At 41.1% G+C, this 26,379-nt stretch carries 25 protein-coding genes; 20 read left to right on the forward strand and 5 right to left on the reverse strand.

Annotation, left to right across the window (positions count from 1 at the left end; all coding sequences use genetic code 11):
- Window positions 1-232: 232 nt before the first annotated feature.
- The 6 genes from rny (at window position 233) to LCH52_07555 (ending at window position 7,193) form a co-directional block, all read left to right on the forward strand.
- Complete coding sequence (gene rny, locus LCH52_07530; GenBank protein ID MCA0388329.1) at window positions 233-1,864, forward strand: ribonuclease Y; 1,632 nt, start codon at window positions 233-235, stop codon at window positions 1,862-1,864.
- Window positions 1,848-2,495, forward strand: coding sequence for a dephospho-CoA kinase (coaE, locus tag LCH52_07535; protein ID MCA0388330.1), 648 nt, complete (start codon window positions 1,848-1,850; stop codon window positions 2,493-2,495). Before rny ends, coaE begins: the two co-directional genes overlap by 17 nt.
- Window positions 2,496-2,573: 78 nt before the next feature.
- Window positions 2,574-3,476 carry a proline dehydrogenase family protein gene (locus tag LCH52_07540; GenBank protein MCA0388331.1) on the forward strand — a complete coding sequence of 301 codons (903 nt, stop codon included), beginning with the start codon at window positions 2,574-2,576 and terminating at the stop codon, window positions 3,474-3,476.
- Window positions 3,473-4,486 (forward strand): tRNA (adenosine(37)-N6)-threonylcarbamoyltransferase complex transferase subunit TsaD, encoded by a 1,014-nt coding sequence (gene tsaD / locus LCH52_07545; protein MCA0388332.1) that lies wholly within the window; start codon window positions 3,473-3,475, stop codon window positions 4,484-4,486. Before LCH52_07540 ends, tsaD begins: the two co-directional genes overlap by 4 nt.
- A gap of 26 nt (window positions 4,487-4,512) precedes the next feature.
- On the forward strand, window positions 4,513-5,556 hold the full coding sequence (gene mltG, locus LCH52_07550) for an endolytic transglycosylase MltG (protein ID MCA0388333.1): 1,044 nt from the start codon (window positions 4,513-4,515) through the stop codon (window positions 5,554-5,556).
- Entirely contained in the window at window positions 5,526-7,193 is a 1,668-nt protein-coding gene (locus LCH52_07555; GenBank protein ID MCA0388334.1) for an Ig-like domain-containing protein, read from the forward strand. Before mltG ends, LCH52_07555 begins: the two co-directional genes overlap by 31 nt.
- A gap of 12 nt (window positions 7,194-7,205) precedes the next feature.
- Here LCH52_07555 and LCH52_07560 read toward each other — a convergent pair whose 3' ends face one another.
- The 3 genes from LCH52_07560 to LCH52_07570 are packed head-to-tail and all read right to left on the reverse strand — an operon-like array spanning window position 7,206 to window position 10,113.
- On the reverse strand, window positions 7,206-8,441 hold the full coding sequence (locus tag LCH52_07560; GenBank protein MCA0388335.1) for a DUF1343 domain-containing protein: 1,236 nt from the start codon (window positions 8,439-8,441) through the stop codon (window positions 7,206-7,208).
- Window positions 8,442-8,454: 13 nt separating this feature from the next.
- The gene (hutI, locus tag LCH52_07565; protein MCA0388336.1) at window positions 8,455-9,699 is read right to left on the reverse strand and encodes an imidazolonepropionase; all 1,245 of its coding nucleotides are present in this window, start codon (window positions 9,697-9,699) and stop codon (window positions 8,455-8,457) included.
- A 3-nt stretch (window positions 9,700-9,702) separates the two neighbouring features.
- Window positions 9,703-10,113, reverse strand: coding sequence for a hypothetical protein (locus LCH52_07570; GenBank protein ID MCA0388337.1), 411 nt, complete (start codon window positions 10,111-10,113; stop codon window positions 9,703-9,705).
- A 127-nt stretch (window positions 10,114-10,240) separates the two neighbouring features.
- On the opposite strand from LCH52_07570, the gene LCH52_07575 reads away from it, so the two are divergent.
- From LCH52_07575 to LCH52_07610, 8 genes are read left to right on the forward strand one after another with little or no spacing between them, the layout of a single operon-like run.
- Complete coding sequence (locus LCH52_07575) at window positions 10,241-11,734, forward strand: glycogen synthase (GenBank protein ID MCA0388338.1); 1,494 nt, start codon at window positions 10,241-10,243, stop codon at window positions 11,732-11,734.
- The gene (locus tag LCH52_07580; protein MCA0388339.1) at window positions 11,734-12,315 is read left to right on the forward strand and encodes an HAD family hydrolase; all 582 of its coding nucleotides are present in this window, start codon (window positions 11,734-11,736) and stop codon (window positions 12,313-12,315) included. Before LCH52_07575 ends, LCH52_07580 begins: the two co-directional genes overlap by 1 nt.
- A complete protein-coding gene (locus LCH52_07585) occupies window positions 12,312-13,496 on the forward strand; it encodes a hypothetical protein (GenBank protein ID MCA0388340.1) in 1,185 nt (394 codons plus the stop codon). Before LCH52_07580 ends, LCH52_07585 begins: the two co-directional genes overlap by 4 nt.
- A gap of 7 nt (window positions 13,497-13,503) precedes the next feature.
- Window positions 13,504-14,754 carry a hypothetical protein gene (locus LCH52_07590; protein ID MCA0388341.1) on the forward strand — a complete coding sequence of 417 codons (1,251 nt, stop codon included), beginning with the start codon at window positions 13,504-13,506 and terminating at the stop codon, window positions 14,752-14,754.
- Window positions 14,730-15,986 carry a hypothetical protein gene (locus tag LCH52_07595; protein ID MCA0388342.1) on the forward strand — a complete coding sequence of 419 codons (1,257 nt, stop codon included), beginning with the start codon at window positions 14,730-14,732 and terminating at the stop codon, window positions 15,984-15,986. The genes LCH52_07590 and LCH52_07595 overlap by 25 nt, the downstream gene beginning before the upstream one ends.
- Window positions 15,987-16,000: 14 nt before the next feature.
- Window positions 16,001-17,293: a serine hydroxymethyltransferase gene (locus LCH52_07600; protein MCA0388343.1), complete on the forward strand. Its 1,293-nt coding sequence runs from the start codon at window positions 16,001-16,003 to the stop codon at window positions 17,291-17,293.
- The gene (gene tatC / locus LCH52_07605) at window positions 17,294-18,070 is read left to right on the forward strand and encodes a twin-arginine translocase subunit TatC (GenBank protein MCA0388344.1); all 777 of its coding nucleotides are present in this window, start codon (window positions 17,294-17,296) and stop codon (window positions 18,068-18,070) included. It abuts the gene before it with no gap.
- On the forward strand, window positions 18,037-19,035 hold the full coding sequence (locus LCH52_07610; GenBank protein ID MCA0388345.1) for a polyprenyl synthetase family protein: 999 nt from the start codon (window positions 18,037-18,039) through the stop codon (window positions 19,033-19,035). The genes tatC and LCH52_07610 overlap by 34 nt, the downstream gene beginning before the upstream one ends.
- A 30-nt stretch (window positions 19,036-19,065) precedes the next feature.
- On the opposite strand, the gene LCH52_07615 is transcribed toward LCH52_07610, so the two are convergent.
- Window positions 19,066-19,542, reverse strand: a complete 477-nt coding sequence (locus tag LCH52_07615; GenBank protein ID MCA0388346.1) for a universal stress protein — start codon at window positions 19,540-19,542, stop codon at window positions 19,066-19,068.
- A 25-nt stretch (window positions 19,543-19,567) separates the two neighbouring features.
- Entirely contained in the window at window positions 19,568-20,317 is a 750-nt protein-coding gene (locus LCH52_07620) for a 1-(5-phosphoribosyl)-5-[(5-phosphoribosylamino)methylideneamino] imidazole-4-carboxamide isomerase (protein MCA0388347.1), read from the reverse strand.
- A 145-nt stretch (window positions 20,318-20,462) separates the two neighbouring features.
- On the opposite strand from LCH52_07620, the gene LCH52_07625 reads away from it, so the two are divergent.
- From LCH52_07625 to dusB, 6 genes are all read left to right on the forward strand, one after another.
- The gene (locus LCH52_07625; GenBank protein ID MCA0388348.1) at window positions 20,463-21,296 is read left to right on the forward strand and encodes an alpha/beta hydrolase; all 834 of its coding nucleotides are present in this window, start codon (window positions 20,463-20,465) and stop codon (window positions 21,294-21,296) included.
- Window position 21,297: 1 nt separating this feature from the next.
- Window positions 21,298-21,861 (forward strand): biotin transporter BioY, encoded by a 564-nt coding sequence (locus LCH52_07630; GenBank protein MCA0388349.1) that lies wholly within the window; start codon window positions 21,298-21,300, stop codon window positions 21,859-21,861.
- Window positions 21,862-21,873: 12 nt separating this feature from the next.
- Window positions 21,874-23,868 carry a 4Fe-4S dicluster domain-containing protein gene (locus LCH52_07635; GenBank protein MCA0388350.1) on the forward strand — a complete coding sequence of 665 codons (1,995 nt, stop codon included), beginning with the start codon at window positions 21,874-21,876 and terminating at the stop codon, window positions 23,866-23,868.
- A 14-nt stretch (window positions 23,869-23,882) separates the two neighbouring features.
- Window positions 23,883-24,065, forward strand: coding sequence for a histone H1 (locus tag LCH52_07640; GenBank protein MCA0388351.1), 183 nt, complete (start codon window positions 23,883-23,885; stop codon window positions 24,063-24,065).
- 95 nt (window positions 24,066-24,160) lie between these two features.
- Entirely contained in the window at window positions 24,161-25,360 is a 1,200-nt protein-coding gene (locus LCH52_07645; protein ID MCA0388352.1) for an MFS transporter, read from the forward strand.
- Complete coding sequence (gene dusB, locus LCH52_07650) at window positions 25,353-26,366, forward strand: tRNA dihydrouridine synthase DusB (GenBank protein ID MCA0388353.1); 1,014 nt, start codon at window positions 25,353-25,355, stop codon at window positions 26,364-26,366. Before LCH52_07645 ends, dusB begins: the two co-directional genes overlap by 8 nt.
- The last annotated feature ends 13 nt before the right edge of the window (window positions 26,367-26,379 follow it).

The following is a 26,379-nucleotide window of genomic DNA, read 5'->3' on the forward strand; positions in this document are numbered from 1 at the left end:
TTTTTCCGTCCGGCCGGTTGATGACACACATAAAAAGAACCATATGTAAAAATCATGGGACTCGGACTCCAAAGGCGTATTGCAGGCCTCATTCCGACTTGTCGGAACCACATCCGTGTGGCAGTGGAAGCAAAAAGCTCAGGGTCGTTACCCAATATGTCGTTAAAGGGTTCTTTTCCTTGACTGACATTGCCGGCCAAGACGGATTTATTTTTAACTTAGGATACAGATAATGGATGATTTAGTAATTATAATTCCGATGCTTTTGGCAGCGGTTTCGATCTTTTTCTATTTGGGCTGGTATATAAACAACCGGTTCGGGAAGAAAAGCATCGCTGCAGCCGAAGACAAAGGGAAAGAGATCGTCGAACTCGCAGAGGAAAAAGCCAGACATATAGTTTCCAATGCAGAAGAGAGAGCCACTCAACTACTTAAGGATGCCGAGAAAGAAGCCAATAATCTCAAAAGAGAAAAACTTCTCGAAGTAAAAGATGAGTGGTATAAGAAAAAAGTGGAGTTTGACAACGACTTTAACTCTAAAAGACAGAATCTCCAAAGCATGGAGAAACAGCTTTCGCGTCGTGAGGATGAAATCGACAGAAAGATTGAGCTTGTTCGAGTAAAGGAAAACGATTTTAAGCGGCTTGAACAGTCAATCAGTGACAAACAGCGATCCATAAAGCAGAAGGAAGAAGAGCTTGAACTTCTTGAGACTGAGCAAAATAACAGGCTCGAGAGAATAGCAAATCTTACCGCTGACGAAGCCAAAACCATGTTACTGGAAAACATGGTACAGGATGCCAAGATGGAATCGCAGAAGCTGATCAAAGATATCTACGAAAAAGCGAAATCGGAAGCCAAGAAAGAAGCTCAGAAAGTGGTGGTTCAGGCAATTCAGAGAACCGCTGCCGATTATGCGGTGGAAACCACTGTGTCTGTATTGAATATCCAGAGCGACGAGATCAAGGGAAGAATTATCGGCAAGGAAGGTCGGAATATCCGGGCATTTGAAGCTGCAACCGGTGTTGATGTAATTGTTGATGACACTCCGGAAGCGGTTATACTCTCATCTTTCGATCCGTTTAGAAGGGAAGTCGCAAGGGTATCACTTGAAAGACTGATTGCCGATGGCAGAATACAACCCGCAAGAATCGAAGAAGTGGTCGAAAAAGTCAGAATAGAACTCGAAGAAGAGATATATAAGATCGGTGAAAACACGGTGTTACAGCTTGGACTTCACGGAATGCATAATGAGCTAGTTAAACTTATAGGCCGTATGAAATACAGATCCTCCTATGGTCAGAACATTCTCGAGCACAGCGTTGAAGTTGCTTATCTTACCGGAATAATGGCTGCTGAACTGGGATTGGATGTCATGCTCGCCAAAAGATCCGGACTTCTCCACGATATCGGAAAGGTACTCGACAAGGAAATCGAAGGACCACACGCTCTTATCGGTTACGAACTTACCAAGAAATACCGTGAGAATCCAATCGTTTGCAATGCAGTCGGTGCACATCATGATGATATAGAGATGGAGCACCCTATTGCTGCACTTGTTCAGTCGGCAGATGCCATTTCCGGTGCCCGACCCGGTGCCAGAAGAGAACCTATAGAAGGTTATGCAAAGCGACTTGAAACCCTGGAAACCATAGCCAAATCGTTCGAAGGTGTGGCAAAAACCTATGCGATTCAGGCAGGCAGGGAAGTACGGGTAGTGGTGGAACACGAAAGGATTGATGATATATATGCCGATAAACTCGCGTTTGATATAGCTCAAAAGATTGAGTCCGACATGGAATATCCTGGTCAGATTAAGGTCACCGTTATTCGTGAAGTAAGAAAATTTGCAATCGCAAAATAAAAAAACAAGAATTGGAGTTACCGGAGGTATAGCCTCCGGTAAAACCTTCGCAACCAACTATTTCAGGTCGCTTGGATATCCGGTGTTTTATGCTGATATCCTCGCAACGCAATTGATGATTCGTAATCCTGAAATAAAATCACAAATCGTCAAAGAGTTTGGAGCGGAATCCTATCTCGATGGCAGACTCAATAAAGAATATCTCGCCTCCCGTGTCTTTTCATTCCCCGAAGAAATAAAAAAACTCAATGCAATTGTACATCCTGCTGTGATCGCAAGATCAGCAGAACTGATGACGATGGCACTGGAATATGATGATGTGGTGTTTTATGAAGCCGCTTTGGTGTTTGAATCGGGAATGACCGACAGATTTGATTATATTCTCTTGATAACGGCTGACAGGGATCTCAGGCTAAAAAGAGCTGTGGCAAGGGGCAGACTTTCTGAAAAAGATGTGAGTGACAGGATGGCTAATCAGATAAGTGAAGATGAAAAAATCAGATTATCCCATTTTGTCATAGTCAACGATCAGACAGAACAAGAATTTATCGACAAACTTCAGAAATTTGTCGATTTAATTGAAAATGATAAATTGAATGAAATCTTATCTTTTCCATATTTTATTCAATGATATCATTTTTATCTTTTTGTATGATCGTTTTTTACTTCATAATTTAGAATGTTAAATTAGGAGATTTTTGTTGTTATGATGTTGTTGCTAAATAAAATAATCGTCTCGGTCGTTAAAATACTGCCAAAAAGCGTGGTTTACTTCTTTGCTAAACGATACATAGCCGGTGAAAGACTGCAGGATGCCGTAAATCTTGTCAAAGAATTGAATAAAAAAGGGATTCTTGCCACCATGGATGTGCTTGGCGAATCCATTACCACAAAAGAAGAGGTAATTCTTGCAAAATCCGAGTGTCTCGCCGTCTTGAATACCATTAAACAAAATGAACTCAATTCAAATCTTTCAATAAAACCAACCCAGCTCGGATTAAATATTGATCTTGAATTTGCCTACCAGCAGATCAAAGAGATCGTGGCAAAAGCTAAAGAATACGGCAATTTTGTCAGGATAGATATGGAAGATTCTTCATGCACCGATAAAACCATAACCGTTTTCAAGCGGCTAAGGGAAGAATTCGACAATGTCGGCATAGTTCTTCAGTCTTATCTAAAGAGAACTTATAATGATGTTGTGGAACTGAACAAGATAAACAGCAACTACAGGTTATGCAAAGGAATCTATATCGAGCCTGCAGAAATTGCATTCAAAGACCGTCAGTCTGTCAGGGACAGTTATGTCCGTTGCCTCGAGCAAATGATGAAAGACAAGGCATATGTTGGTATTGCAACTCACGATGACTATCTCGTCAATGAAGCTTTGCGATTGAAAAAAGAGATGGTCGTCCCCGGAAACCTGATGGAATTTCAGATGCTTCTCGGTGTAAAGGAAGACCTGAGAGACAAAATAGTGAAAGAGGGCCACAAAGTGAGAATATATGTTCCTTTTGGCAAAGACTGGTATAAATATTCGATAAGAAGACTTAAAGAAAATCCGAATGTAGCGGGTCAGATATTTGCAAATATTTTTAAGTTTGGAAAATGATCGTTTTAGGCATAGAATCCTCATGTGACGAGACTTCGGTCGCAATATTGAAAGGCGATGAGGTACGTGTGAATCTTATCTCATCGCAACATTTTCATAAATTATACGGAGGTGTTGTACCGGAATTGTCCAGCAGGGCACATCTTGAGCAAATTGTACCTCTGACCAGAGAAGCGATTGCCAAAGCAGGAATCAAACCTGCTGAAATTGACCTCGTTACTGCCACTGCGGGTCCCGGATTGATCGGTGCGCTGCTTGTCGGTTTCACTTTTGCCAAACACTTCGCCTGGTCTATCAACAAACCATTTGTTCCGGTTAATCACATAGAAGGCCATATTTATTCCGGATTTCTTATGAACCCGAAACCTGTATTTCCACTCCTGGTTCTGACAGTCTCGGGCGGTCACACAATGCTGACACTCGTTGAGTCAGATACAAAAATCCGGTTTCTTGGTGCTACTGTGGATGATGCAGCAGGTGAGGCATTTGATAAAGTTGCGAAGATGACAGGTCTGGGATACCCCGGTGGACCAAAAATACAACAGGCGGCTCAACTTGCTGTGAAAAAGGATATTGTATTTCCCGTTTCTCAGCTCAAACAACCGTTGCATTTTTCATTCAGCGGACTCAAAACTTCAGTCTTAAGATATGTCCAGAAACACTTCCCGGAAGGAAATATACCTCAGGAAGATTTGAATGAAATTGCTTTTGGATTTCAGGATTCTGTAGTAAGGGCACTAAGTAAAAACATGGAAAAAGCAATTCTGGAGTTCAAACCTGCATCACTAAGTTTGAATGGTGGTGTAGCGGCAAATTCGGTAATCAGAGAAGCAGTCGAAAATCTGGGTGTCAAATATGGAATTCCGGCAGTTATTCCTGCGTTTGAATACTGCGGAGATAATGCTGCAATGATTGCCTGGCGTGGAAAATCGATTTATGAAGCTGGTGAAAGATTTTCGAATGACTCTGAACCGTTTCCATCGTTTCAATCAAAATATCTTTTCACTTAATATTTTTCATTCAAAAGATTTAATCGATGGAAGAGAAGAAGATAAAGTTATCAAATTTGCTGAGTAAAAAGCAGTTCATCGTTGTTCTTGTAACCTTTCTTGCCGGTTTGCTCCTTCTTGTTTACTTGTTTTTCATGCCGTTTTCCTCGGGTGATGAAAGTATCAAGTATATCGTCAGAGAAGGAACCTCATTCAATAAGGTTTTGGATGACCTCGAAAAAGAAGGAATAGTCGGGAACAAAACCCTGGCAAAAATTACAGCTTTTCTTCTTGGTGCCGACAAAAAAATGAAAGCCGGTCTCTACACAATTCCAAAAGAGATAAGCTATACAGATTTAATGTCGATGTTTGCATCCAATGATTATGAAAAACCGGTTTCACTCGAACTCTATTCCGGAATCACCATAAATGGAATAGTTAACAGGGCAAAACAGCTTAAACTGGAGGCTGCTGATTCTCTCGCAATTTTGGTAAAGGATTCCGCACTGGTAAGAAGCAAAGGGATCGATGCAAACAATTTTGAGGGTTGGCTCTTCGCCGGCACAATCGAGGTTTACAGGATATCTTCAGCCCGCGAGATTTTTGAAAAGCTGTTCGAACTTCAGGAAAAAATCTTTACTCCCGCAGTGATGGAGGATATCAACAAAGGTGACCTCTCGAAAAAAGAGATTATCATTTTGGCATCCATTATCAGCAGGGAATCCAAATATGCGGATGAAATGCCACGAGTATCCGGTGTTTATCATAACCGTCTTAAAAAAAACATGAAACTTCAGGCTGATCCGACAGTGCAATATGCTCTTCCGGAATCAAAAAACCGGATCACGGGAAAAGACCTGAAGATAGATTCCCCCTATAACACTTATAAATATGCCGGATTGCCACCGGGTCCGATAGGCAATCCTTCAAAAGAAGCAATTCTTGCGGCTGTTTACCCCGAGAAACACGATTTTCTCTTTTTCGTTGCGGGTAAAGAGGGGAGACACATCTTCTCCAAAACTTATGAAGAACACAAAAAATATGCAAAAGAATACCATCAATGGCTCGACTCGTTAAAGATTACTCAATAGTTGTTTTGATGGCATTTCTTTCCGGATGTGCTAACATGCAGGCGCCCGGTGGTGGTGATGTTGACAGAACCCCTCCACAAATTGTAAGCGTGTCGCCTGAAAATGGTCAGAGAAGGTTTAACTATAAGGAAATCGAATTTACATTTTCTGAATATGTGGATAAGCGAACCTTTAAAGATGCAATCTTCGTTTCGCCATCTCTCGAAAAAGGTTTTGATGTCAAATGGTCTGGGAAAACAGCAATACTCAAGTTTAATGAAGAATTGAAACCTGACATTACCTATAACATAACAATCGGTACAAGTGTAACCGATTTGAACAACAATAACAACATGGCCGGTGCATATTCGTATATTTTCTCAACCGGAGATGTAATAGATAAAGCAACAGTCTTCGGCAAAATTTACGATAAAGATCCCAATAAAATTTTTGTTTTTGCCTACCTTCTCGGTACCCCCGGTGACTCCATTTTAAAAAGAAAACCTGATTTCGTTACTCAGGTCGGTTCAACAGGTGAATTCCGCTTATCAGGTTTGCCAAAGGGAAATTTCAGGTTTTTTGCAGTTGGAAATTCCTTTGGTGATTTAATTTACAATCTCAACAGCGACAGGATTGGAATTTACAACAAGGATGTCACCCTTTCTCAGAATGATACCCTAAGGGAAAGATTGAATTTTTTCATGACAAAATTTGATACGATTCCCCCTGTACTGCAAAAATCTGTTATGACAGATCGTAACCATGTTTTGCTCAGTTTTAATGAAGACATTGCCATATCATCAATGGAAACCGCTAACATTTCATTTATCGATTCTGCTTCAGATGGAACGCTAAAACCATTATATGTCTACTCTCCGGGCGGAAAAAAAAGTGAAGCAGTGATTTCAGTTACCGGAAATGTCAAAAAGGAATCATCCCTTTCCATTGAAATCACCGGAGTAAAAGATATGTTTGGAAATGCATCTTCAAAGATAAGGATGGAAGTGCCGGTTTCTGACAAGAGGGACACTGTTCCGGTTTCAATCTCACAAATAGAGCCCGTCGATCTGAACAACATCATACCTGAATTTCCGGAATTTACACTTAAACTGGATGATGGTGTAAACCCGGCAAAAATGACATCGGCATTAACGGTCTCAGACACATCAAAAAAAAATGTAAAAACCAAAGTTACCAGAGTCGATGATGCGATTTATAAAGTAAAAGTCGATCAAAAACTTGAACCACTCTCGGAGTATTTCCTCAAGGTAAACACTGCTGAACTGACAGATGCCGCAGGAAACACGAAGGATACACTGCTTCAGTCGAAATTTACCACCTATAACAGCATCAATTTTACAGGACTCTCAGGAACCATTAAAGGAATGACCGGTAAATATATTGTTGAGTTGAGCGATGTCGAACAGGGCGACAGGGTTTACAAAACCGGTTTACAGTCTGACGGGAAGTTTGAGTTCGTTGATTTACTGCCGGGAAAGTATAACCTGAGGTTGTTTGAAGATAAAAGGGGAGACAAAGAATATTTCTCCGGATCGCTCTTTCCCTTCGAGCATTCCGCAAAATTCTTCGTCCACCCTTTAGTAATTGAACTGATTCCCAGATGGGTCACATTCGACTTCAAGTGGAATGTGGACTGAGATTATTCTCTCTTAGTTGTAAAGATAATATTTTGAAGAGAGCTTCCTGAAACTTTCCACATCCTTGTTTAAGTAGTCCTTCACATCATCATATTTCATTCTCTTTGAGAATTTCTCCCGCACATTTTTTGATCCGCATACTTTGTCGAACATATCCAGACGGTCTTTCTTTGCAAGTTTGAACGGGTTTTTGTCGGGATACAATTCGTTGTTTGCTTCCATTACAAGGAACTGAATCGACATGAGATTCACTTTCGAATAATCTGTGATGAAGAGTTGTACGCCACCAAGGTTTTTTCCCTTCGCACTGCCGTAGTATGGCTTGAATTTAAGCGGTCTGAAAATAACTCCGGGGATATTTTTTGAATTGAGTTTATCTGCCAGTTCGAGCTCATCAATCCATTCAGCGCCAAACATCTGAAAGGGGAGAGTGTAACCGACGCCTTCCGAAATTACACCAAGTTCACCCATAATTCCGGATGTCGTGTAAAAAATCGCTGATTCTTTATATGGAATATGTGGTGATGTAAGCACCCATGGCAAGCCTGTTTTGTCGAAAGTCATCTCTCTTTTCCATCCTTCCATCGGTACCACTTCGAGGTCACACTTTTTACCACCTTTCAGGTGACCTTCTTCATTCAAAAATTTTGCAAGTTCTCCAACAGTCATCGCATGAGCATAGGGGATTTTAAACTGGCTAACAAATGAAATGTAACCTTCTTCTGCAATATTTCCCTCGATTTTAAGTCCTCCCATCGGATTGGGACGGTCGAGCACCACAAATTTTACTTTGAATTCAGCAGCGGCTTCCATTGCAAGTCCCATGGTTGAAATGTAGGTGTAAGACCTTGAACCGATATCCTGAATATCAAAAACCAGAACATCAATCCCTTTTAACATCTCCTTGGTTGGCTTTCTCGTTTTTCCATACAGTGAATAAACGGGGAGGTCAGTTTTTGGGTCTGTATAGGTATCCACTTTGTCACCGGCTGAGAAGTCACCTCTGACACCGTGTTCGGGTCCAAAGAGTGCAACCAGTTTCACACCTTCGGCTTTGGAAAGAATATCGATGGTTGTTTCCAGTTTTGAATTCACACCGGTCGGATTGGTGATCAAACCAACTTTTTTCCCTTTCAGCAGGTCAAAATTCCTTTTTTCAAGAACTTCTATGCCCGTAAGTACCTGAGCAGAAATGCTGAATGACAATAAGAGGGCAATAATGGTGAGTAAATTAAATTTAATTTTCATAGTCGAATCTCAATTAGTTAGGTTTATTGTAAACAATTTTTCCGGAACGAATGGTTGTTCCATCGAAGTTTTGGGCTGTATTATAAATTATCTGATCCGGGGAGGAAAGATTCAATATCGCAATATCTGCCTTTTTACCGGGCTCGAGGCTCCCCGTCTCATCAGAAATTCCGAGTGCAGCAGCGGAATTGATTGTGTATGCAGAGATAATTTCTTCAAACGACATTTTCAATTTTCTGGCAGCGAGCGACATAATAAGGAAGATGTTATTGATATTCGATGTGCCCGGGTTATAATCTGTAGCCAGAGCCACTGTTGCTCCGGAGTCCAACAATTTTCTTGCAGGAGCGTAATCATAGTCAAGTGTGTAGGACACACCCGGAAGCAGAACTGCGACCGTGTTTGAATTTGCGATAACGGGAATTTGCCCGTCTTTCAATACCTCCAAATGATCGACACTAAGGGCATTCATTGAAACTGCCAGCTCGAGCCCGCCGATATTGTTAAATTGTTCTGTGTGGAGAGTTAGTGTAAAACCCAAATCTTTGGCTCTCGAAAATATTGTTTCCACTTCATCCGGGGAAAAAGCCGAGGCTTCGCAAAATGCATCACACCTGTTGGAAAGGTTTTCTTCTTTGATTTTCGGCAATAGCTGATGAAGCAGAATCTCGATATAACCATTCCTGTTGTTCCTGAATTCGGGTGGAACAGTGTGGGCTCCAAGGAAGCAGGGGATGATTCCTACATTTCGGAGGCTTGCCGCTTGTTTGATGACTCTGAGCATTTTAAGTTCTGATTCGAAGTCAAGTCCGTAACCGCTTTTAATTTCAAGAGTTGTGACTCCCTGTGAAATAAAAAGATCTATTCTTTTCAGGAGTAACGGAAGCAATTCAGAAGTGCTGGCTGCCCTTACTGCTTTCATGGTGCTTGCAATGCCACCGCCTGCAGCCGCTATTTCATCATACGACTTTCCCTGCAGTTTCATTTTAAATTCAGCGGAGCGGTCACCGGTGAAGAGGGAGTGTGTATGACATTCCACAAATCCCGGCAGAACTATTCGCCCTCTGGCATCAACTTTTTTATGGGGGGAAGCAAATTGTGAACCGGAAGGGATGAAATCGAGAATTTTATCATCCTGGATCAGAACATCAAAACCTTCGAGGATACGATTGTCAGAGGCGGTCTGTCCGGGTTTTTTACCGGAGCCCTTGGTATCGAGGGTCAGTATAAAAGCGGGGTCAATTATTCGTTTATACATTTACTAAAAACTGTAAACTTTGTCCGGAATTACTTTAGCTTTGGTGTAGCCCATCTGAATTAATTGAAACATCATCAGGCGCGCGGCACCGTTATCCGTGAAATCTCCAAGTCTAAGGAGGTATTTATCTTTCTCCTTATAGATGTATAGGAGATCGATTCCGATCTTGTAACTCAACTCTCTTTTAATCATGAGAGCCTCTGATTCAGTCTGAACACTTCCGAGGGAAACCTTAAAGCCGTCTGTATAGAATTTGACGATATGGTCGGACAATTTTGAATCCTGGTAGGAATACCAGGGTTTGGAGACAATCATTGTTGAGTCACCGGGGAAGGATAGCTGAATATCCTGTTCCTGCCCAAAAGCTGAAACGGAGACAACCGTAAGAAGAATCAGGCTAATTTTTAAGTACATCAATTTGATCTGTTGGTTTCGAAATAAACAAACAATAAATATAAGGGATATTTGGAAATAAGTAAAGGTAAATGAAAGAAAATTCCTTTTTTTTATGTATTTTTGTAATCAATAATTTTTTTGAAGAATGGCTTCAGGAAAAAAATACAAAATCCTTTTTATCACATCTGAACTCTTCCCGTTTGTAAAAACAGGTGGGTTGGCAGATGTTTCCGCCTCATTACCACAAGAATTAGCTGAACTTGGTCACGAGATCAGGATAGTTATGCCCAGATATGGTGCCATAGACACACGCAAATTCAAGATACATGATGTTGTGCGTTTGAAAGATTTTAGTGTCAGGCTTGGTGAGAAAGATGTCATCTTTTCGGTCAAGTCATCCTTTCTTCCAAACATGAAAAATCGTGTTCAGGTTTACTTTCTTGATAATGATGAGTACTTCGGAAACCGTAAGAGCTTATACATCGATATGCTCACGGGATTGCCATATCCTGACAATGATGAGAGGTTTGTCCTTTTTGCAAGAGGAATCTTTGAACTCGTCAAGAAACTGGGATGGGCTCCTGATATAATTCATGCAAACGACTGGCAGACGGCTCTTGTACCGGCCTTCCTGAAAACAATCTACAAAGAAGACGATTATTTTAAAAAGTGCAAAGCTGTAACCACGATACACAATTTTGAATATGGTGGTGAGTTTCCTATCGAATCTTTCAACAAAACCGGTCTGTCTCAGGATTTTAACAATGATAACTATATCATTCACAAGGACAAAGTAAACTTCCTGAAAGCCGGAATCATTTTTTCGGATCACATTAATACTGTCAGTCCCGGTTACAGAAATGATTTGTTGTCTTCACCCGAACTAAGCAACGGTCTCGACGAGATTCTAAAAAACAAGGCGGAAGCCTTTAGTGGAATCATAAATGGTGTTGATAAAAAGGTCTGGAATCCCGCGACAGATAAGCTTATTGTTAAAAATTACGATATCCGAAGTATAGATAACAAGTATGTGAACAAGAAAAACCTTGTTGAGCGGTTTGGACTGGTTTACGACAACAGTGTGCCGGTTTTCAGCATAATTTCGCGGCTTTATGACTACAAGGGAATCGATCTTATTGAGCAGTGCTTGCCCGATCTGCTGAAACTGAATCTTCAGATTGTTCTTTTGGGAACAGGTGAAATGAAATATGTCAATAAATTTGATGAATATGCCAAGAAATATCCTTCCAAATTTGCTTGTTATTTAGGCTTTAATGACGAACTTGCCCATCTGATTGAGGCAGGGTCGGACTTCTACCTCATGCCCTCAAAAACAGAACCATGTGGACTGAATCAGATGTATTCACTGCTTTACGGGACAATTCCGATTGTGAGAAAAACGGGGGGATTATCTGACACTGTAATCGATTTCAACTCTTCAAATGCGAATCCCACCGGATTGATGTTTGAAAATTACAGCGGCGCAGCACTTCTGGAACAGATTAACAGAGCCATGGCTCTCTACAAAAAGAAAGAAGATTTGATAACTTTGATCAGAAACGGTATGAAAACCGATTTCAGTTGGCAGCTCTCCGCAAGAAAATATGTTGAACTCTATAAAAACATTTTAGCGGGTTGATGCCGGTTCCGGTAGTGTTTCTTGACAGGGATGGCACAATCAACTATGATCCCGGTTATCTAAAAGATCCCCGGGATGTAAAACTGATTGAGGGTACCGGTGCCGCATTAAAACTTCTGAAAGATGCGGGCTTCACTCTTCTTGTAGTTTCCAATCAGTCAGGAATAGCAAGGGGTTTAATAACTGATGATCAGGTTGTCTCAATCCATGAAAAAATAAATAACCTTCTTGAAAAATATTATTCTGTTCACATTGACCGTTTCTTCTACTGTCCTCATCATGAATCATTCAGCCCTCCTTCAGAATGTGACTGCAGAAAGCCCGCAACCGGACTTTTTATGCAGGCGATGAGTGAGTATGAAATTGATTTGGAAAAATCATTTATGGTGGGGGATTCTCAAGCAGACATTCTTGCTGCACACAATTTCGGTATAACTTCCATTTTGGTGAATACCGGGAATGGCAGGGAGCATATTTCTGTCTTGCAGGAACAAAATAAAATGCCAAAGTTTACATGTTCAAATCTTTATGAATCTGCAAAATTAATTATAAAATTAAAATCCGGAGTTTCCGCTTGTTGAAAATCAAATTTATTTCCCTTTTTGTCGCTGCAGTAATATTTGCAGGGTGTTCAGATTCACCATCTCCAATTGGAGTTGATGATTTGGGAAGTGACCTCCTGAAAGTAAAAGTACTCGATTCACAAACAGACAGTTTGACTCAGACATCAGCATCGTTCAGGAAAATTGTTCCATTGGGTGCTTCAAATTTTATTCTCCTTGGAAATGCTCTTGGTGTAAAATCGAGTGTCATGCTTCAGTTTAATGTGAATTTTGATGAGACTACGAAAAATGCGATCCAAAAAGACAGCATTTCACTTATCTCCGCCCGTATTGTTCTGAAGAAAGTTTATGGAATTGGAGATACCCTTCAGGCTTTCCCGGTTCCGATGATTAACGGGTATAAGATAACAGGCTCTTGGGATCCCTTAAAAGTCAAACTTGACTCGCTGCCAACCATCGACTACTCTCAGGATATTCTTTCTGCAAAACCTGCTCCTGATTCTTTCTACTATTTTAATGTAAAAAATGACATTGCCCTTCAGTGGATGAAAAACAGCTACGATACAATAAATTTTGTAAACAATGGACTTTTGCTTCGTGCCGAATCTCCGACGCCTTACCTTGCCGGATTTCAGGGATTCTCGTCAACCGGCGAAAATGCTCCTAAAATTGAACTTAAATTCAAGTATCTGGCTACGAACAAAGATACCACGATTTCATTCAGGACACTTTCCGATGCTCATGTTGTTGATGGTGCCACTCCGGCACTTGCTCAAGATGAGATGGTTGTTCAGAGTGGAACAACGATAAAATCACGGTTGTTTTTCGATCTTGCAAAATTACCTGAGCGTGTTTTTATTAATAATGCCGAACTTGTTCTCACTGCTGATACTTCAAAGAAACTTATCGGAAACAGTCTTTTGAACGGTATCCTGATCGGAATTATTGATGAGTTGACCAACGACAGCACATTTGTTCAAAATTCGCTTTACACAGCTAATCTTTATTATTCAAGTGGAAAATATACAGGCAACCTCACAACATTGGTGAGACAGATTTACGCCACTAAGAAAAATCTTGGATTTGTTGTTCAGACTTCAAACGCAATTGAAGGATTGGAAACATTTTACCTTCGGGGTTCGAAAGCAGCAGCCGGATTAAAGCCAAAATTGATCATTACTTACTCAAAAATAGATTAGTTATAAAATGAGATTAAAACTTTTTGTATCCCTTGTAATTTTAACGACTTTCTCGTTTGCTCAGGTCAATACGGTCTATTCACGCTTTGGAACCGGCACCCTGATTTACGGGACAACCGCCAGAAGTCTTTCTTTCGGAGAGCTTGGTACAGCAAACTATGATGATGACAGAATAAATTTATTTAATCCGGCTTCATTCGGAAGTTTTAATTTGACAAGAGTCGATTTCGGGCAGGTCCTTGAGGCTTCATTTGTATCTGATTCGAAGAACAAAAACTACTATGCCGGTTCATATTTCCCCGGATTTAATATGGGGATACCTGTCAGCCACGAGCACGGAATAGGTATTGTATTTGGTGTTTCCAAGTATTCAGATGTGAGCTACGAAGGGTCGAGGGACGGATCAGTAACAGGTGCCGGTTCCATCGTACCTGTTAATTACCGGGAAGAATATTTTTATGATGGTGGAATAACTAAAATATTCCTTGGTTCATCATACAGATTGCCGTTTGGTTTGAATATTGGCGGAACTGCTGATTTTTATATGGGCCACTACGAGTATAATTCAACGGTGAAATTCTTTTCTGACGGTGTACTGAATGGAATTTTTGCCAAGGAACAGAACTTTAAAGGATTTGGCGCAACTTTTGGACTTATTACCGAAGATTTGAACAGGTTTATGAAGATTGAAGCGCTTGACGAAATCAGATTATCTGCGGGGTACAGCCTCAAAGCTACACTTAAAGGTGATTACAGCAGCTATACCGTTAACAATTTCGGGTTCCAGGATACCACATTAAAAGGTGACATGGAGTCCTCAATTCCATCCCGCTTCTTTGCCGGCTTTTCGATCAAATTTAATCCGCGGACAAAAATATTTGCAGACTACCTGACTCAGTCATGGACAGACTACTACATGACAAATCAGGGTACTCAATCTCTCACAAATACTTTTAAAGTGAGTGCCGGGTTTGAATATAATCCAAATTCGAAGTCTAACACTTTTGAACAGAATCTTTCTTACAGACTTGGACTCAGCTATGAAAAACTTCCATATTTGTTATCAGGTGAGAGTTCATACAGAATGTCCGCCGGAATTGGAATCAGCTTTCCACTTTCACCGGCAAACTATATAGATCTCGGTTTGCAATACTCGTTCAATTCATCAAACGCTGCCAATGTTATAAAAGATAACACGATTAACTTCGTAATTGGTTTAAGTATTGGTGAATTATGGTTTTTGAGAACGGACTATTAGCAGTAGTGATCAACACAGTTCTTAGATCATGCCTGTTAATCTTTGTCTTCATCTTTTCTCTTTCCGGGAAGAATGCTGACTCACTTTCGCAGAAATACAACACATTTTCGAATCTTGTTGTAAAAGGTGAATTTGATTCAGCATTTTATCTTGGTCAAGAGTTGATGTCGGAGTCCGGTTTTTCCCCCTATTATTCCTGGTTCTACCCTAAGTTTAATGAAGTTTTGTTTCATAACATTTCTGACACCACAAAATTAATTACGCCGGGATTTATTCGAGATTTTTTCAAGTCCGCAAGGGCAAACGATCCCGATAATTCACTCCCTTACTATGTTTCTGAAGCATTTCTACTCGACAGATACTTTGATCTGGGATTTAAGGATATTTACCCGCTCTACGAAGCCGCACTAAAACTTGCAGGTAAACAGGATGACCTTATTGTCCAACGACTTTCAGAAAAAGCTGCCCGGGCAGATATCAAAGATACGACGACAATTCTCACGATTCTGGATATGAGTACATATCTACTCGAAAAATATCCGGATGAAGTAAAATGGGGTGAACTGATAAGTCAACTCGCCGGATCAGAAGAAAACCTGATAAAACTGCGTTTAAAACTGCATGAACTGAAACCCGAAAGTTCCTCCAACACCTGGGCTCTGGTCTCGATACTGATAGAGAACGAAAAGTACAAAGATGCCTTTCCATATTTACTGAAACTGACCCGACAATTTCCGGATGAGTTGAAATACTGGAAAAGCTTCACTTTCACTGCAGATAAGTTGAAAGATGAAGAAAGCACATTAACAGGCTATCTGAATCTGATAAAACTGGAACCGTCCGTTAAAGACTACTATTTCAACATTGGTGTGCTTTTTGAGAAAAAAGACAACTACGGGGCTGCTGTTAAATATTTCAGGAAGGCTTCGGAGGCAGGGAAGGGGTGGGGAAAAGCACTTTTTTATGAAGGACTGGTTTATGAGAACTCTGCCAGAACCTGCGGTAAACTCGAGTTTTATGACAAGTGTGTCTATCAACTTGCCTATGAAAAATATCTTAATGCCCTCGGGTATGATTCCACGCTTACAGAATTGAAAGACAGAATTGAAGATATAGAAAAATATCTTCCCGACACCTCTGAGTATACGGCTAATGGCTTCAAGTCGGGTGATGATATAAAGATTATGGGAAGTTGTTATATTTGGATTGAAGAAAAGTTAAAGATACAATAAACGGAGATTATATAATGTACGATTCTTTAAAAAATGATCCCGAAATGTACGAGGTTTTGCAACTCGAAACGGGAAGACAGACAGAAAAACTTGAACTGATTGCTTCCGAAAACATCGTAAGTCCGGCTGTTCTTGCTGCGGCAGGATCCGTTCTGACCAACAAATATGCGGAAGGGTACCCCGGAAAACGATACTATGGCGGATGCGAATATGTTGATATGGCGGAAGATATTGCTCGTGAAAGACTAAAAAAACTTTTTGGTGCAGAGTATGTAAATGTTCAGCCACACAGCGGATCTCAGGCGAATATGGGTGTTTTTATGACGATCCTGAAGCCGGGTGATAAGATTCTCGGTCTGAGTCTTGCTCATGGTGGTCACCTGACACACGGTTCTCCTGTCAACTTCTCCGGCAAAATTTATCAGGCGGTTGCGTATGAACTTGACAAAGAGACCGGCCTCCTGAATTATGAGAATATTGAGTCGCTTGCAAAACAGGAAAAACCAAAATTGATTATTGCCGGTGGCAGTGCGTATTCGAGAGACTGGGATTATAAAAAATTCAGAGAAATAGCTGACCAGGTCGGTGCTTTCCTCCTTTGCGACATGGCACATCCTGCAGGACTGATTTCAAAAGGGCTGTTGAACAACCCTCTCGAACATTGTCATTTTGTGACTTCCACAACCCACAAAACACTTCGTGGTCCGAGAGGCGGAGTAATATTGATGGGGAAGGATTTTGAAAATCCATTTGGAATATCGGTTCCCAAAACCGGAAGATTAAAAATGATGTCAGAATTGATTGACAGCACGATAATGCCGGGTATTCAGGGCGGTCCCCTTATGCATATTATTATGGCTAAAGGTGTGGCTTTTGGTGAAGCTTTACAGGACTCTTTTACGGGTTATGTACATCAGGTGAGGGCGAATGCAAGAAAACTTGCGGCGGAACTCGTTAAAAAGGACTATCATATTATATCGGGTGGTACCGACAATCATTTGATGCTTGTTGACCTGTCAAATAAAAATATCAGCGGAAAAGCTGCTGAAATTGCACTCGGAAAAGCCGGGATTACCGTAAATAAAAACATGGTGCCTTTTGATCAGAGAAGTCCTTTTGTTACCAGCGGAATAAGAGTCGGAACGCCTGCATCCACAACCCGTGGAATGAAGGAAAATGAAATGGTGAGAATCGCAGAGCTGATCGACAAAGCAGTCGTTAATTCAGAAAATGAAGAGATTCTGGCAGGCATTAAAAATGATGTAAAAGAGCTCTGCTCGGGTTTTCCTCTGTTTTTCGGGAAATAAATGATCGCTGAAGAAATTCCGGATCAGTTATCGGGAGAAGAGAATGATGAACCTGAAGTGGAGATGTCATTTTGGGATCATCTCGAAGAGCTAAGAAGCAGACTCCTCAAAATATTCGCCGGGGTAATTCCGATATGGTTGATTTCAATTGGTTTTGCGCAGGATGTAATTAATACTGTATTGTTGACACCGGCATGGAATTCAACAATAAAGCTGCAAAACATCAGGCCCTTTGGTCAGTTGATGTTAAACTTTGAGGTAAGTTTTATTGTTGCACTTATTGTAACGGTACCTTACAGTTTTTATCATCTGTGGCAGTTTATTGCGCCTGCTTTGCACAAACATGAGAAAAATGCTTTGCTTTGGGCAGCATTCTACTCGTCATTCTGTTTTTTAGGTGGCACCGCTTTTGGATACTTTGTCATGATTCCGATGACTTTAAGTTTCGCTGCCGGTTTTGGCAGTGCAGAGGTGCTGAATATTTTCGCGCTCGATGAATATATGTCGCTGATTTTCAGCATCTTGATCGGTAGTTCATTGATATTCGAATTGCCGGTTGTTTCCTATCTCCTGACACGAATAGGAATACTTTCGCCGGAGTTCATGATCAAGTATCGCAGACATGCCATCATAATCCTGATGGTTCTGGCAGCATTTTTATCACCGGGAACTGATCCGTTTTCAATGTTGATTCTGGCTGTTCCGCTTTTTTTACTTTACGAAACGAGTATTCTCATATCCAAATGGGCAACAAAGAAAAATTTAACTTCCCGGTAATGGATCAGGTTTTGGCTCCGGTCAAGGATGGTTTGACAGAATTTAACAGACACTTCAAAGAGTCGATGAAATCCAATGTCAAACTGCTCAATCTTGCCACTTCCTTTATTTTAAAGCAAAAGGGTAAGAAAATAAGACCGACCCTTGTGCTTTTAACTGCGAGCCTGTGTGGTGGTATCAATGAAAGAACCTATCGTGGTGCCACAATGGTTGAATTGTTGCATACCGCAACCCTTGTACACGATGATGTCGTAGATCAGGCTGACAAGAGGAGAGGATTTCCATCCATTAATGCCATCTGGAAAAACAAAGCTTCGGTTCTGCTGGGAGATTATCTTCTTTCCAAAGGTTTGATGCTTTCGGTTTCATCCAAGGATTATGATTTTCTCGAGACAATAACTGATACTGTAAAACGGATGGCGGAAGGGGAGTTGCTTCAACTCGAAAAATCGCGGAAACTTGATATTGACGAAGAGACATACTTCAGGGTGATTTCTGATAAAACTGCCTCTCTTATCGAAACCTGTTGCTATATTGGTGCACTGAGTTCGACCGATAACGAAACCTTCAGGCAGGAAGCAAGAAAATTCGGGAGTCTTTTAGGAATTTCATTTCAAATTAAAGATGATATTCTTGACTACGAAGGGACGACTAAGCTTTTTGGCAAACCAATCGGTGGTGACATAAAAGAGAAAAAGATTACTCTTCCCCTAATCTATGCAATGGAAAAAGCGGGGAAATCCGCCGGCAGGAAAATTATTAAAGAGATCCGGTCTCTAAACGAAAAAGACAGTGTGGAAAATATTATCGACTTCGTAATCAAGAACGATGGTCTGAAGCTCGCGCAGGAAAAAGCGGTACAAATAGCAGATGAGGCTAAAGCCTGTCTCGAAGTTTTTCCTCAGAGTGAGTACAAAAATTCACTTCTTTCGCTCGTTGACTTCGTAGTAAACAGAAAAAGTTAGATTCTCAATAATCCCGGTGCAGTCGAACAATCATGCCCGGCTGTCTCTGAAATCGAATCCTTTCACAGGTTCCCGTAAAGTAAGAACGGGACATGGTGCCTTCCTTACCACTTTATCAGCGGTGCTTCCAAAGAGAATCTGTTCGACACCCGAATGACCATGTGTGGAAATAATGATCAGATCGACATCTTCAGATTTTGCAAGGTCAATTATCTCCAGGTAAGGTTTACCGAGTTTAACAATTGGAATCACTTCAATATCAGCAGGAATATTTTCTCTGGCAACCCTTCCCAGTTCTTCCTTGGCTTTTTCATCAATCTGGTATGACAGTGTTGGAAGTGCAATCTGACCAATACTAAGATCGGGGGGATAAATTACAGGTTCGACAACATAAACGAGTAAAATCTGTGATTTATACAGTTTAGCGAACTCCGAGGCATATTTAAGAGCCTGCAGTGAGTAATCACTAAAATCGATTGGAACGAGTATTTTATCGAATTGTATCATTGTTTTAACCTTTCAATTAGTTTGACTAATCAAATAATCCCGATTCTGCAAGTCGCCAGATTTTTTGACAGGGGAACCTGTTCTCATAGAGTGCTCTGCCAATAATTACAGAGTCAACTCCTTCAGACGCCAATGCATTTACAGCGAAAAGTTCTTCTTTATTTGCGATTCCACCCGAATGAGTAATTCTTTTTTGAGTAACTTCTGCGATCAGCCGTGTAAGTTCGATATTGGGACCCCCGAGCATGCCGTTTGTAAGTACATCAGCAACAATAAACCTGTTTACGCCGATACCCGCCAGTTGAGAGGCTAAATCAGCCGGATGAATCCCGGTTTTTTGTTTTCGTCCCTTGATTACTACCTCGTTATCGATAACATCGATTCCGACCACCACTTTTGATGGACCAAATTTGTCAAAAATCCGGTAAAATTCTTTTCTGTTTTCGATGACAACCGAGGCGACTACTACTCTACATACACCCGTGTCAAAAGCATATTCTGCATCCTTTACGGTTCTGATGCCACCCGTAAACTCAACCGGAATGATCACGGATGAACAAATCTGTGCGATCAGTGAATGATTTACTGATGTGGAACCATAAATACCGTCAAAATCCACCACATGGATCATCTTGGCATTTTCACTTCGCCAGATCATCGCCATCTCGAGGGGATCATCGCAATAGCCAGCACATCCCAGTTCGGGAATGCCCTGGACTGTACGAACAGTTTTACCGTTTTTTATATCAATAGAGGGAATTACTAGCAATGACATATAATTTGTTGTTTTACCTTGCTAAAATAAGAAATAATTAATAAAAAGGTGTTGATATTAATTTTTATAAAGAAATTTTTACAATTTCCACGATTTTTGAGCTAAAAATTTGATTTTATGACCAATTTATAGCATTTTAGAAAATATGAAATATAATTTCTTGATAGATACAATATCCGGAAACAAAATTGAGCTGGATGTTTATTCGAGCAACAAATCCTTACCCAAACCTGTGGTTGTTTTTGTGCACGGATTTAAGGGATTCAAAGACTGGGGTTTTTTCCCTTTGGCAGCACGGTTTTTCGAGGAGAGGGGATATCATTCACTCGTCTTTAATTTTTCGCATAATGGTATATCTTCAGGCAATGATGTTTTCAACGAGCTTGAAAAATTTGAAAAGAACACCCTTTCTCTGGAAGTTGAAGAATTAAAAGAGATTTCGTTGCGTGTTATTTCAAATGAATTTTGTAATTTTAATGGTGAATTATTCATTATTGGACACAGCAGGGGCGGAGCGGTTACACTTCTTGCTTCTCCCGAAATTAAAAATCTTAGTGCTTTGTCTGTATGGGCTTCCATCTCTTATGTCGACAGATATACTGACAGACAGAAAAAGGAGTGGAGGGAGAAAGGCTGTCTCAGCTTTTTAAACACACGAACGGGACAGGAGATGAAGCTCGATTATTCGTTCCTGGAAGATATTCTGACGAATAAAAACGACAAACTCTCAGTTGAGAAGCATGTAAGAATGCTGGACTTGCCAATTCTTACAATCCATGGCGAAATCGACTTGACAGTGCCCTTAAGAGATGCAGGAAACATCAGTTCTTATTGCAAAAATCCTTCATCAGAGTTTTTTATTGTCCCGAAAGCAGGGCACACATTCAATATGGTGCATCCCCCGGGGGAGATGACAGATCAATTTAACGAAGTATTAAATAAAACAGAATCTTTTTTCCGAAAATATAACAGAGGTTAGAATGTCCGTGATTACAAAATCAGAAAATATTATTTCTTACATCAAAGATAAAGTGATATCACATCCACTTTTCGGTATCGCATCCTTTTCAATTCTTATGGCTATTGCCGCACAAATTACAATTCCGGTGAAACCGGTTCCTACAACACTTCAATCCATGATTGTCGTACTGTCGGGAGCAATGCTTGGTTCCAGAAAAGGATTTTATGCAATGATCGCTTATTTGGGCATGGGAATTGCCGGATTGCCTGTCTTTGCACAGTCACCCGATCTTGCTCCGGGAATCGCCAGATTGTTTGGACCTACAGGTGGATATCTTCTTGCTTTCCCGCTTGCTGCCTGGCTGACCGGCTTTGTCATGGAAAGAAAATCTGATTATGTGACTTCTGTTCTTACATTCTTCGGTGCGCATGTTGTTATTCTGGGAATGGGAGCTCTTTATCTCGATCTTTTCCTCGCAGGCGGTTTTACCAAAACCCTTGAACTTGGAGTGATTATCTTTTCGATTTCAACTGTTGTAAAAGTTTTAGCAGCTTCATTGATCTTCAAATCCCTCAGAAAATAAGAATTATTAGAGATGTTGAAAATCGTTGCGTTTGCGATCGTTCTTTTAACGGCGTTTATTATTTTTTCGATAAGTGCCAGGAGAATACTGGGCTTTCTTAAACTCGGGAAGCCTGATAACAGGTTTGGTGATATAGGTTTAAGAATAAAAAATGTGATAGTGATCGCAATTGCCCAGTCAAAACTTTTCAGAGATCCTGTGGCAGGAATCGTTCACGCACTCATTTTCTGGGGCTTTGTCCTGTTTATCTCTGCAGTTCTTGAGACTTTCATTCAGGGATTTGTGCCTCATTTTACATTTGCTTTTCTGGGACCACTTTTCAGTCTGATGACATTCACACAGGATGTTTTTGGACTTTTAGTGATCGGCTCTGTGCTTTTTGCTTTGTACAGAAGATTTGTACAGAGAGTAAAGAGGCTCGAGGTGGACAGGGAAGGACAACTTGATGCAGCATTTATTCTTGTTTTGATTCTGTTTGTTGTTCTTAGCATGATGGGTCAAAATGCAGCTCATGTTGCGAAGACAGGTCATCTTGCCGAGTGGGAGGTCAGACCGGTTGTAACTTATCTGACGGGGCTTTTTGGTACTTCCGGCGCTGCGGAAAACGCATTTGAAGTCTTTTGGTGGTTGCATGTTTTACTTGTATTGGGCTTCCTCAACTATCTTCCTTACTCAAAACATCTCCATGTTATCACTTCAGTTCCGAATGTCTGGTTCTCGAATCCATTGGAGAAGAGAGCGCAACTTCAACCGATAAATCTTGCGGATGAAAATGCCGAATATTTTGGTGTGAATGACATTGAAAAGTTTACCTGGAAGCAATTGCTTGATGGTTTTTCTTGTACCGAGTGTGGCCGTTGTGAATCTGTTTGTCCTGCGAATACAGTCGGGAAACCGCTTTCACCCCGAAAAATAATCACCGATGTTCGCGACAGAACGCTGGACAAGGGGCCACTGCTTGTTGCTGGAGTGAAAGAAGGCGAGATGCTGGAAAAATCTCTTGTCCCCAACTACACTTCCGAAGCTGAGCTATGGTCATGCACCACCTGCATGGCTTGTGTTCAGGAGTGTCCGGTAATGATCGAGCATGTGGGTACAATAGTGGATATGCGCCGTCACCTGGTATTGATGGAATCCAATTTCCCGGCTGAGTTGAATAATACTTTCAAAAGTCTGGAAAACAATGGCTCCCCTTGGGCATTTCCGGCTTCTGAAAGAGGTGCTTGGGCAGAAGGATTGGGTATAAAGACCATGGCAGAAGACCCGAATACTGAATATCTGTTTTGGGTCGGATGCGCAGGTTCTTTCGATGACAGATACAAAAAAGTATCTAAATCTTTCGCCGGAATTATGCAAAAGGCGGGAATTGATTTCAGAATTCTGGGCAGTGAAGAGCAGTGCAACGGTGATACAGCCCGCAGGCTGGGAAATGAATACCTTGCACAGACACTGATGCAGACAAACATTGAGACATTGAATAATTACGGTGTCAAGAAAATTGTAACTGCTTGCCCGCACTGTTTCAACTCACTTAAAAATGAATTTCCTCAGTTTGGTGGAAACTATGAGGTTCTACATCACTCGGAGATGATCGATAAGCTTATATCTGATGGCAAAATAGACATTGACGAAAAATCAAAGGAAATTACCGCTACTTATCACGATTCGTGCTACATTGGAAGATACAATGAGATTTATGACGCCCCGAGAAACATAATAACGAAATCGGTGGCAAACCCGCAAATTGAAATGACACGGAGCAAATCAAAAGGATTTTGCTGTGGAGCTGGTGGCGGCAGGATGTTCATGGAAGATTCCGAGGGGGGAAGAGTGAACATTGAAAGAAGTAAGGAGGCGATAGCAACCGGAGCCAATATCATTGCTACAGCCTGCCCCTTCTGTATGACCATGATGACAGATGGTGTCAAGGCTTTGGAAAAATCGGACGATGTGAAAGTTAAAGACATCGCAGAAATTGTTTTTGAAAACACACACATCCATAAATAAACAGGAGCAACCATATGGAGAAATACAAGCAGTTATTAGACGCGGTTCAAGCTATGGAAGCTGATTTCCATAAATTCTATGAAAAGGAACAATCAGCAGCCGGTACAAGAATCAGAAAAAGCCTCAGCGACCTTAAAAAACTCGCTCAGGACCTTCGCGAAGATGTACAGAACACAAAGAATTCACGCAAAGGTTAGTATACTTTACTGATTCTTATATCAATTGTTAAGCCGCTCAATACCCGTTGAGTGGCTTTTTTTTTGTAATTTTGCATTTTGTTTCCGGAAAAATTATGAGAAAAAATCTCCCGCTGTCACTTATATTTTTAGTCGTCTTTATTGATTTGCTCGGATTCGGGATCCTGATCCCGATCATTCCTACATTTGCAGTTAAAGTTCTGCATATGAATGAGAGTTCTGTCGGAATTATAGTGGCAGTTTATTCACTCACACAGTTTTTGTTTAATCCGTTGTTCGGTTCACTGTCTGACAGATTCGGGAGAAGAAAGATAATTCTCATCACCCTCCTTTTGAATGCAGCCGGTTATATCCTTTTCTCCTTCACACATTCGTTTATAATGCTTCTTGCCGCACGAATAATTTCGGGAGTTGGTGGGAGCAGTATCGGAGTTGCACAAGCCTATATCGCTGATGTAACGACACCACAGGAACGGGCAAAAGGAATGGGACTGATTGGAGTGGCTTTCGGGCTGGGATTTGTATTTGGTCCGATGCTGGGCGGTATTTTTTCGAAATTTGGATATGAAGTCACCGGATTCGCCAGTGCGGCGTTTTCTGTGCTTGCATTTGTATTAAGTTTCTTTTATCTGCCTGAATCCCTGAAAAAACCGGGAGAAGGTGAAGCACCGTTAAGAAAAAGAAAGCTGATCGACTTTCCTGCCTTCATTGAGGTATTTAGAAAAAAGGCTTCATTTTTCGTTATCACTCTGACTTTCTTTTTGACTTTCTCTGTTGCCAATATCTACGGTACATTTGCCATCCTCGGAAGCGGACACTTCGGATTTACCGACTTCGATAACGGGATGCTCTTCGGCATCATGGGAATTGTCTCTGCATTTATGCAAGGCTTCATGATGGGTAAACTGACAACCCGCTTTACCAAATTACAACTTCTTATAACGGGTTTTTCGAGCCTGGCTGTGGGTTTGGCACTTATACCCTACGGACATTCATTTACAATAATGGCATTAATATTGGGTCTTATGTCGGTTGGTACAGGCTCGTTACAGCCGATACTGTTAAGCCTGATCTCTCAGGTCTCCTCGGAAGCTGATCAGGGGATGGTCTTGGGGTTGAATCAATCAATGTCATCATTTGCGAGGGTTCTCGGACCGTTGTGGGGAGGCTTTGCCTTCCAGTACCTCGGGTATCAGATTCCGTTCTTCACAGGTGCTGTGGTTTCGATCCTGCTCCTTTTTTACTGTGCAAAATATTACAATATTATTATTAAACCAAAGTTGGCAAATGTTTAGAGTTGGTCCCGTTGAAATAGATAAAGCCCTGCTGCTTGCACCCATGGAGGATGTCACAGACATCTCCTACAGACTGGTGTGCCGTGAACTGGGTGCGGATGTGGTGTACACTGAATTTGTGAATGCCGAAGGCATTATACGCAAAAATGAAAAGACGCATAAAAAGCTAAAAATAATTGATGAGGAACGCCCGGTTGGTATTCAAATTTATGGTGGAAAACTTGAGTCTATGGTCGAAGCTGCCAGGATTGCCGAGTCGTTTCAACCTGAGTTGATAGATATTAATGCCGGTTGCTGGATCAAAGGAGTTGTAGCCTGTGGTGCAGGTGCAGGTATGATAAAAGACCCGGTAAACATGCAAAGACTTGTGAAAGCTGTGGTAGATTCCGTCGAACTCCCCGTTACTGTTAAAACCAGAATCGGCTGGGATCACGAAAATATAAATATAATTGAAGTTGCTCAGCGACTTGAAGATGCCGGAGTAAAAGCTTTGACCATACATTGCAGAACCAGAAGCATGGGACACAAGGGTGATGCCGATTGGGAATGGATTAACAAAGTGAAGGAAGTTGTGTCGATACCGGTGGCGTTAAACGGGAATGTAATGTCGGCTGAGGATGTTGTAAAAGCGTTTCAGGAAACCACGGCTGATGCAGTAATGATTGCCCGCGGGGCAATCGGTTATCCCTGGATTTTTAAGGATGCCAAGAGGCTGATGAATGGATTACCGATAGAAGATGAGATACCTTATTCAGAAAGAATCAGGGTCTGCCTTAGACATCTTCAACTTGCCACAATGGTAAAAGGTGAAAGGAGAGCCATACTTGAACAAAGGAAGTATTATTCAGGATACCTTAAAGGTTTGGTAAACGCCAGCCATATTCGTCAGGAATTGATGAAAATTCTTGAGTTTTCGCAGGTCGAGGAGCTTCTGTTTGGTTACGAGAGATATCTTTCAGGTCTTGAAAATGCTTATGCAAATGCTCACATCGATTTGAGACAGTAATATGGGAAATGGT

It is taken from the genome of Bacteroidota bacterium (assembly GCA_020161395.1).
GTDB lineage: Bacteria > Bacteroidota > Ignavibacteria > Ignavibacteriales > Ignavibacteriaceae > UTCHB3.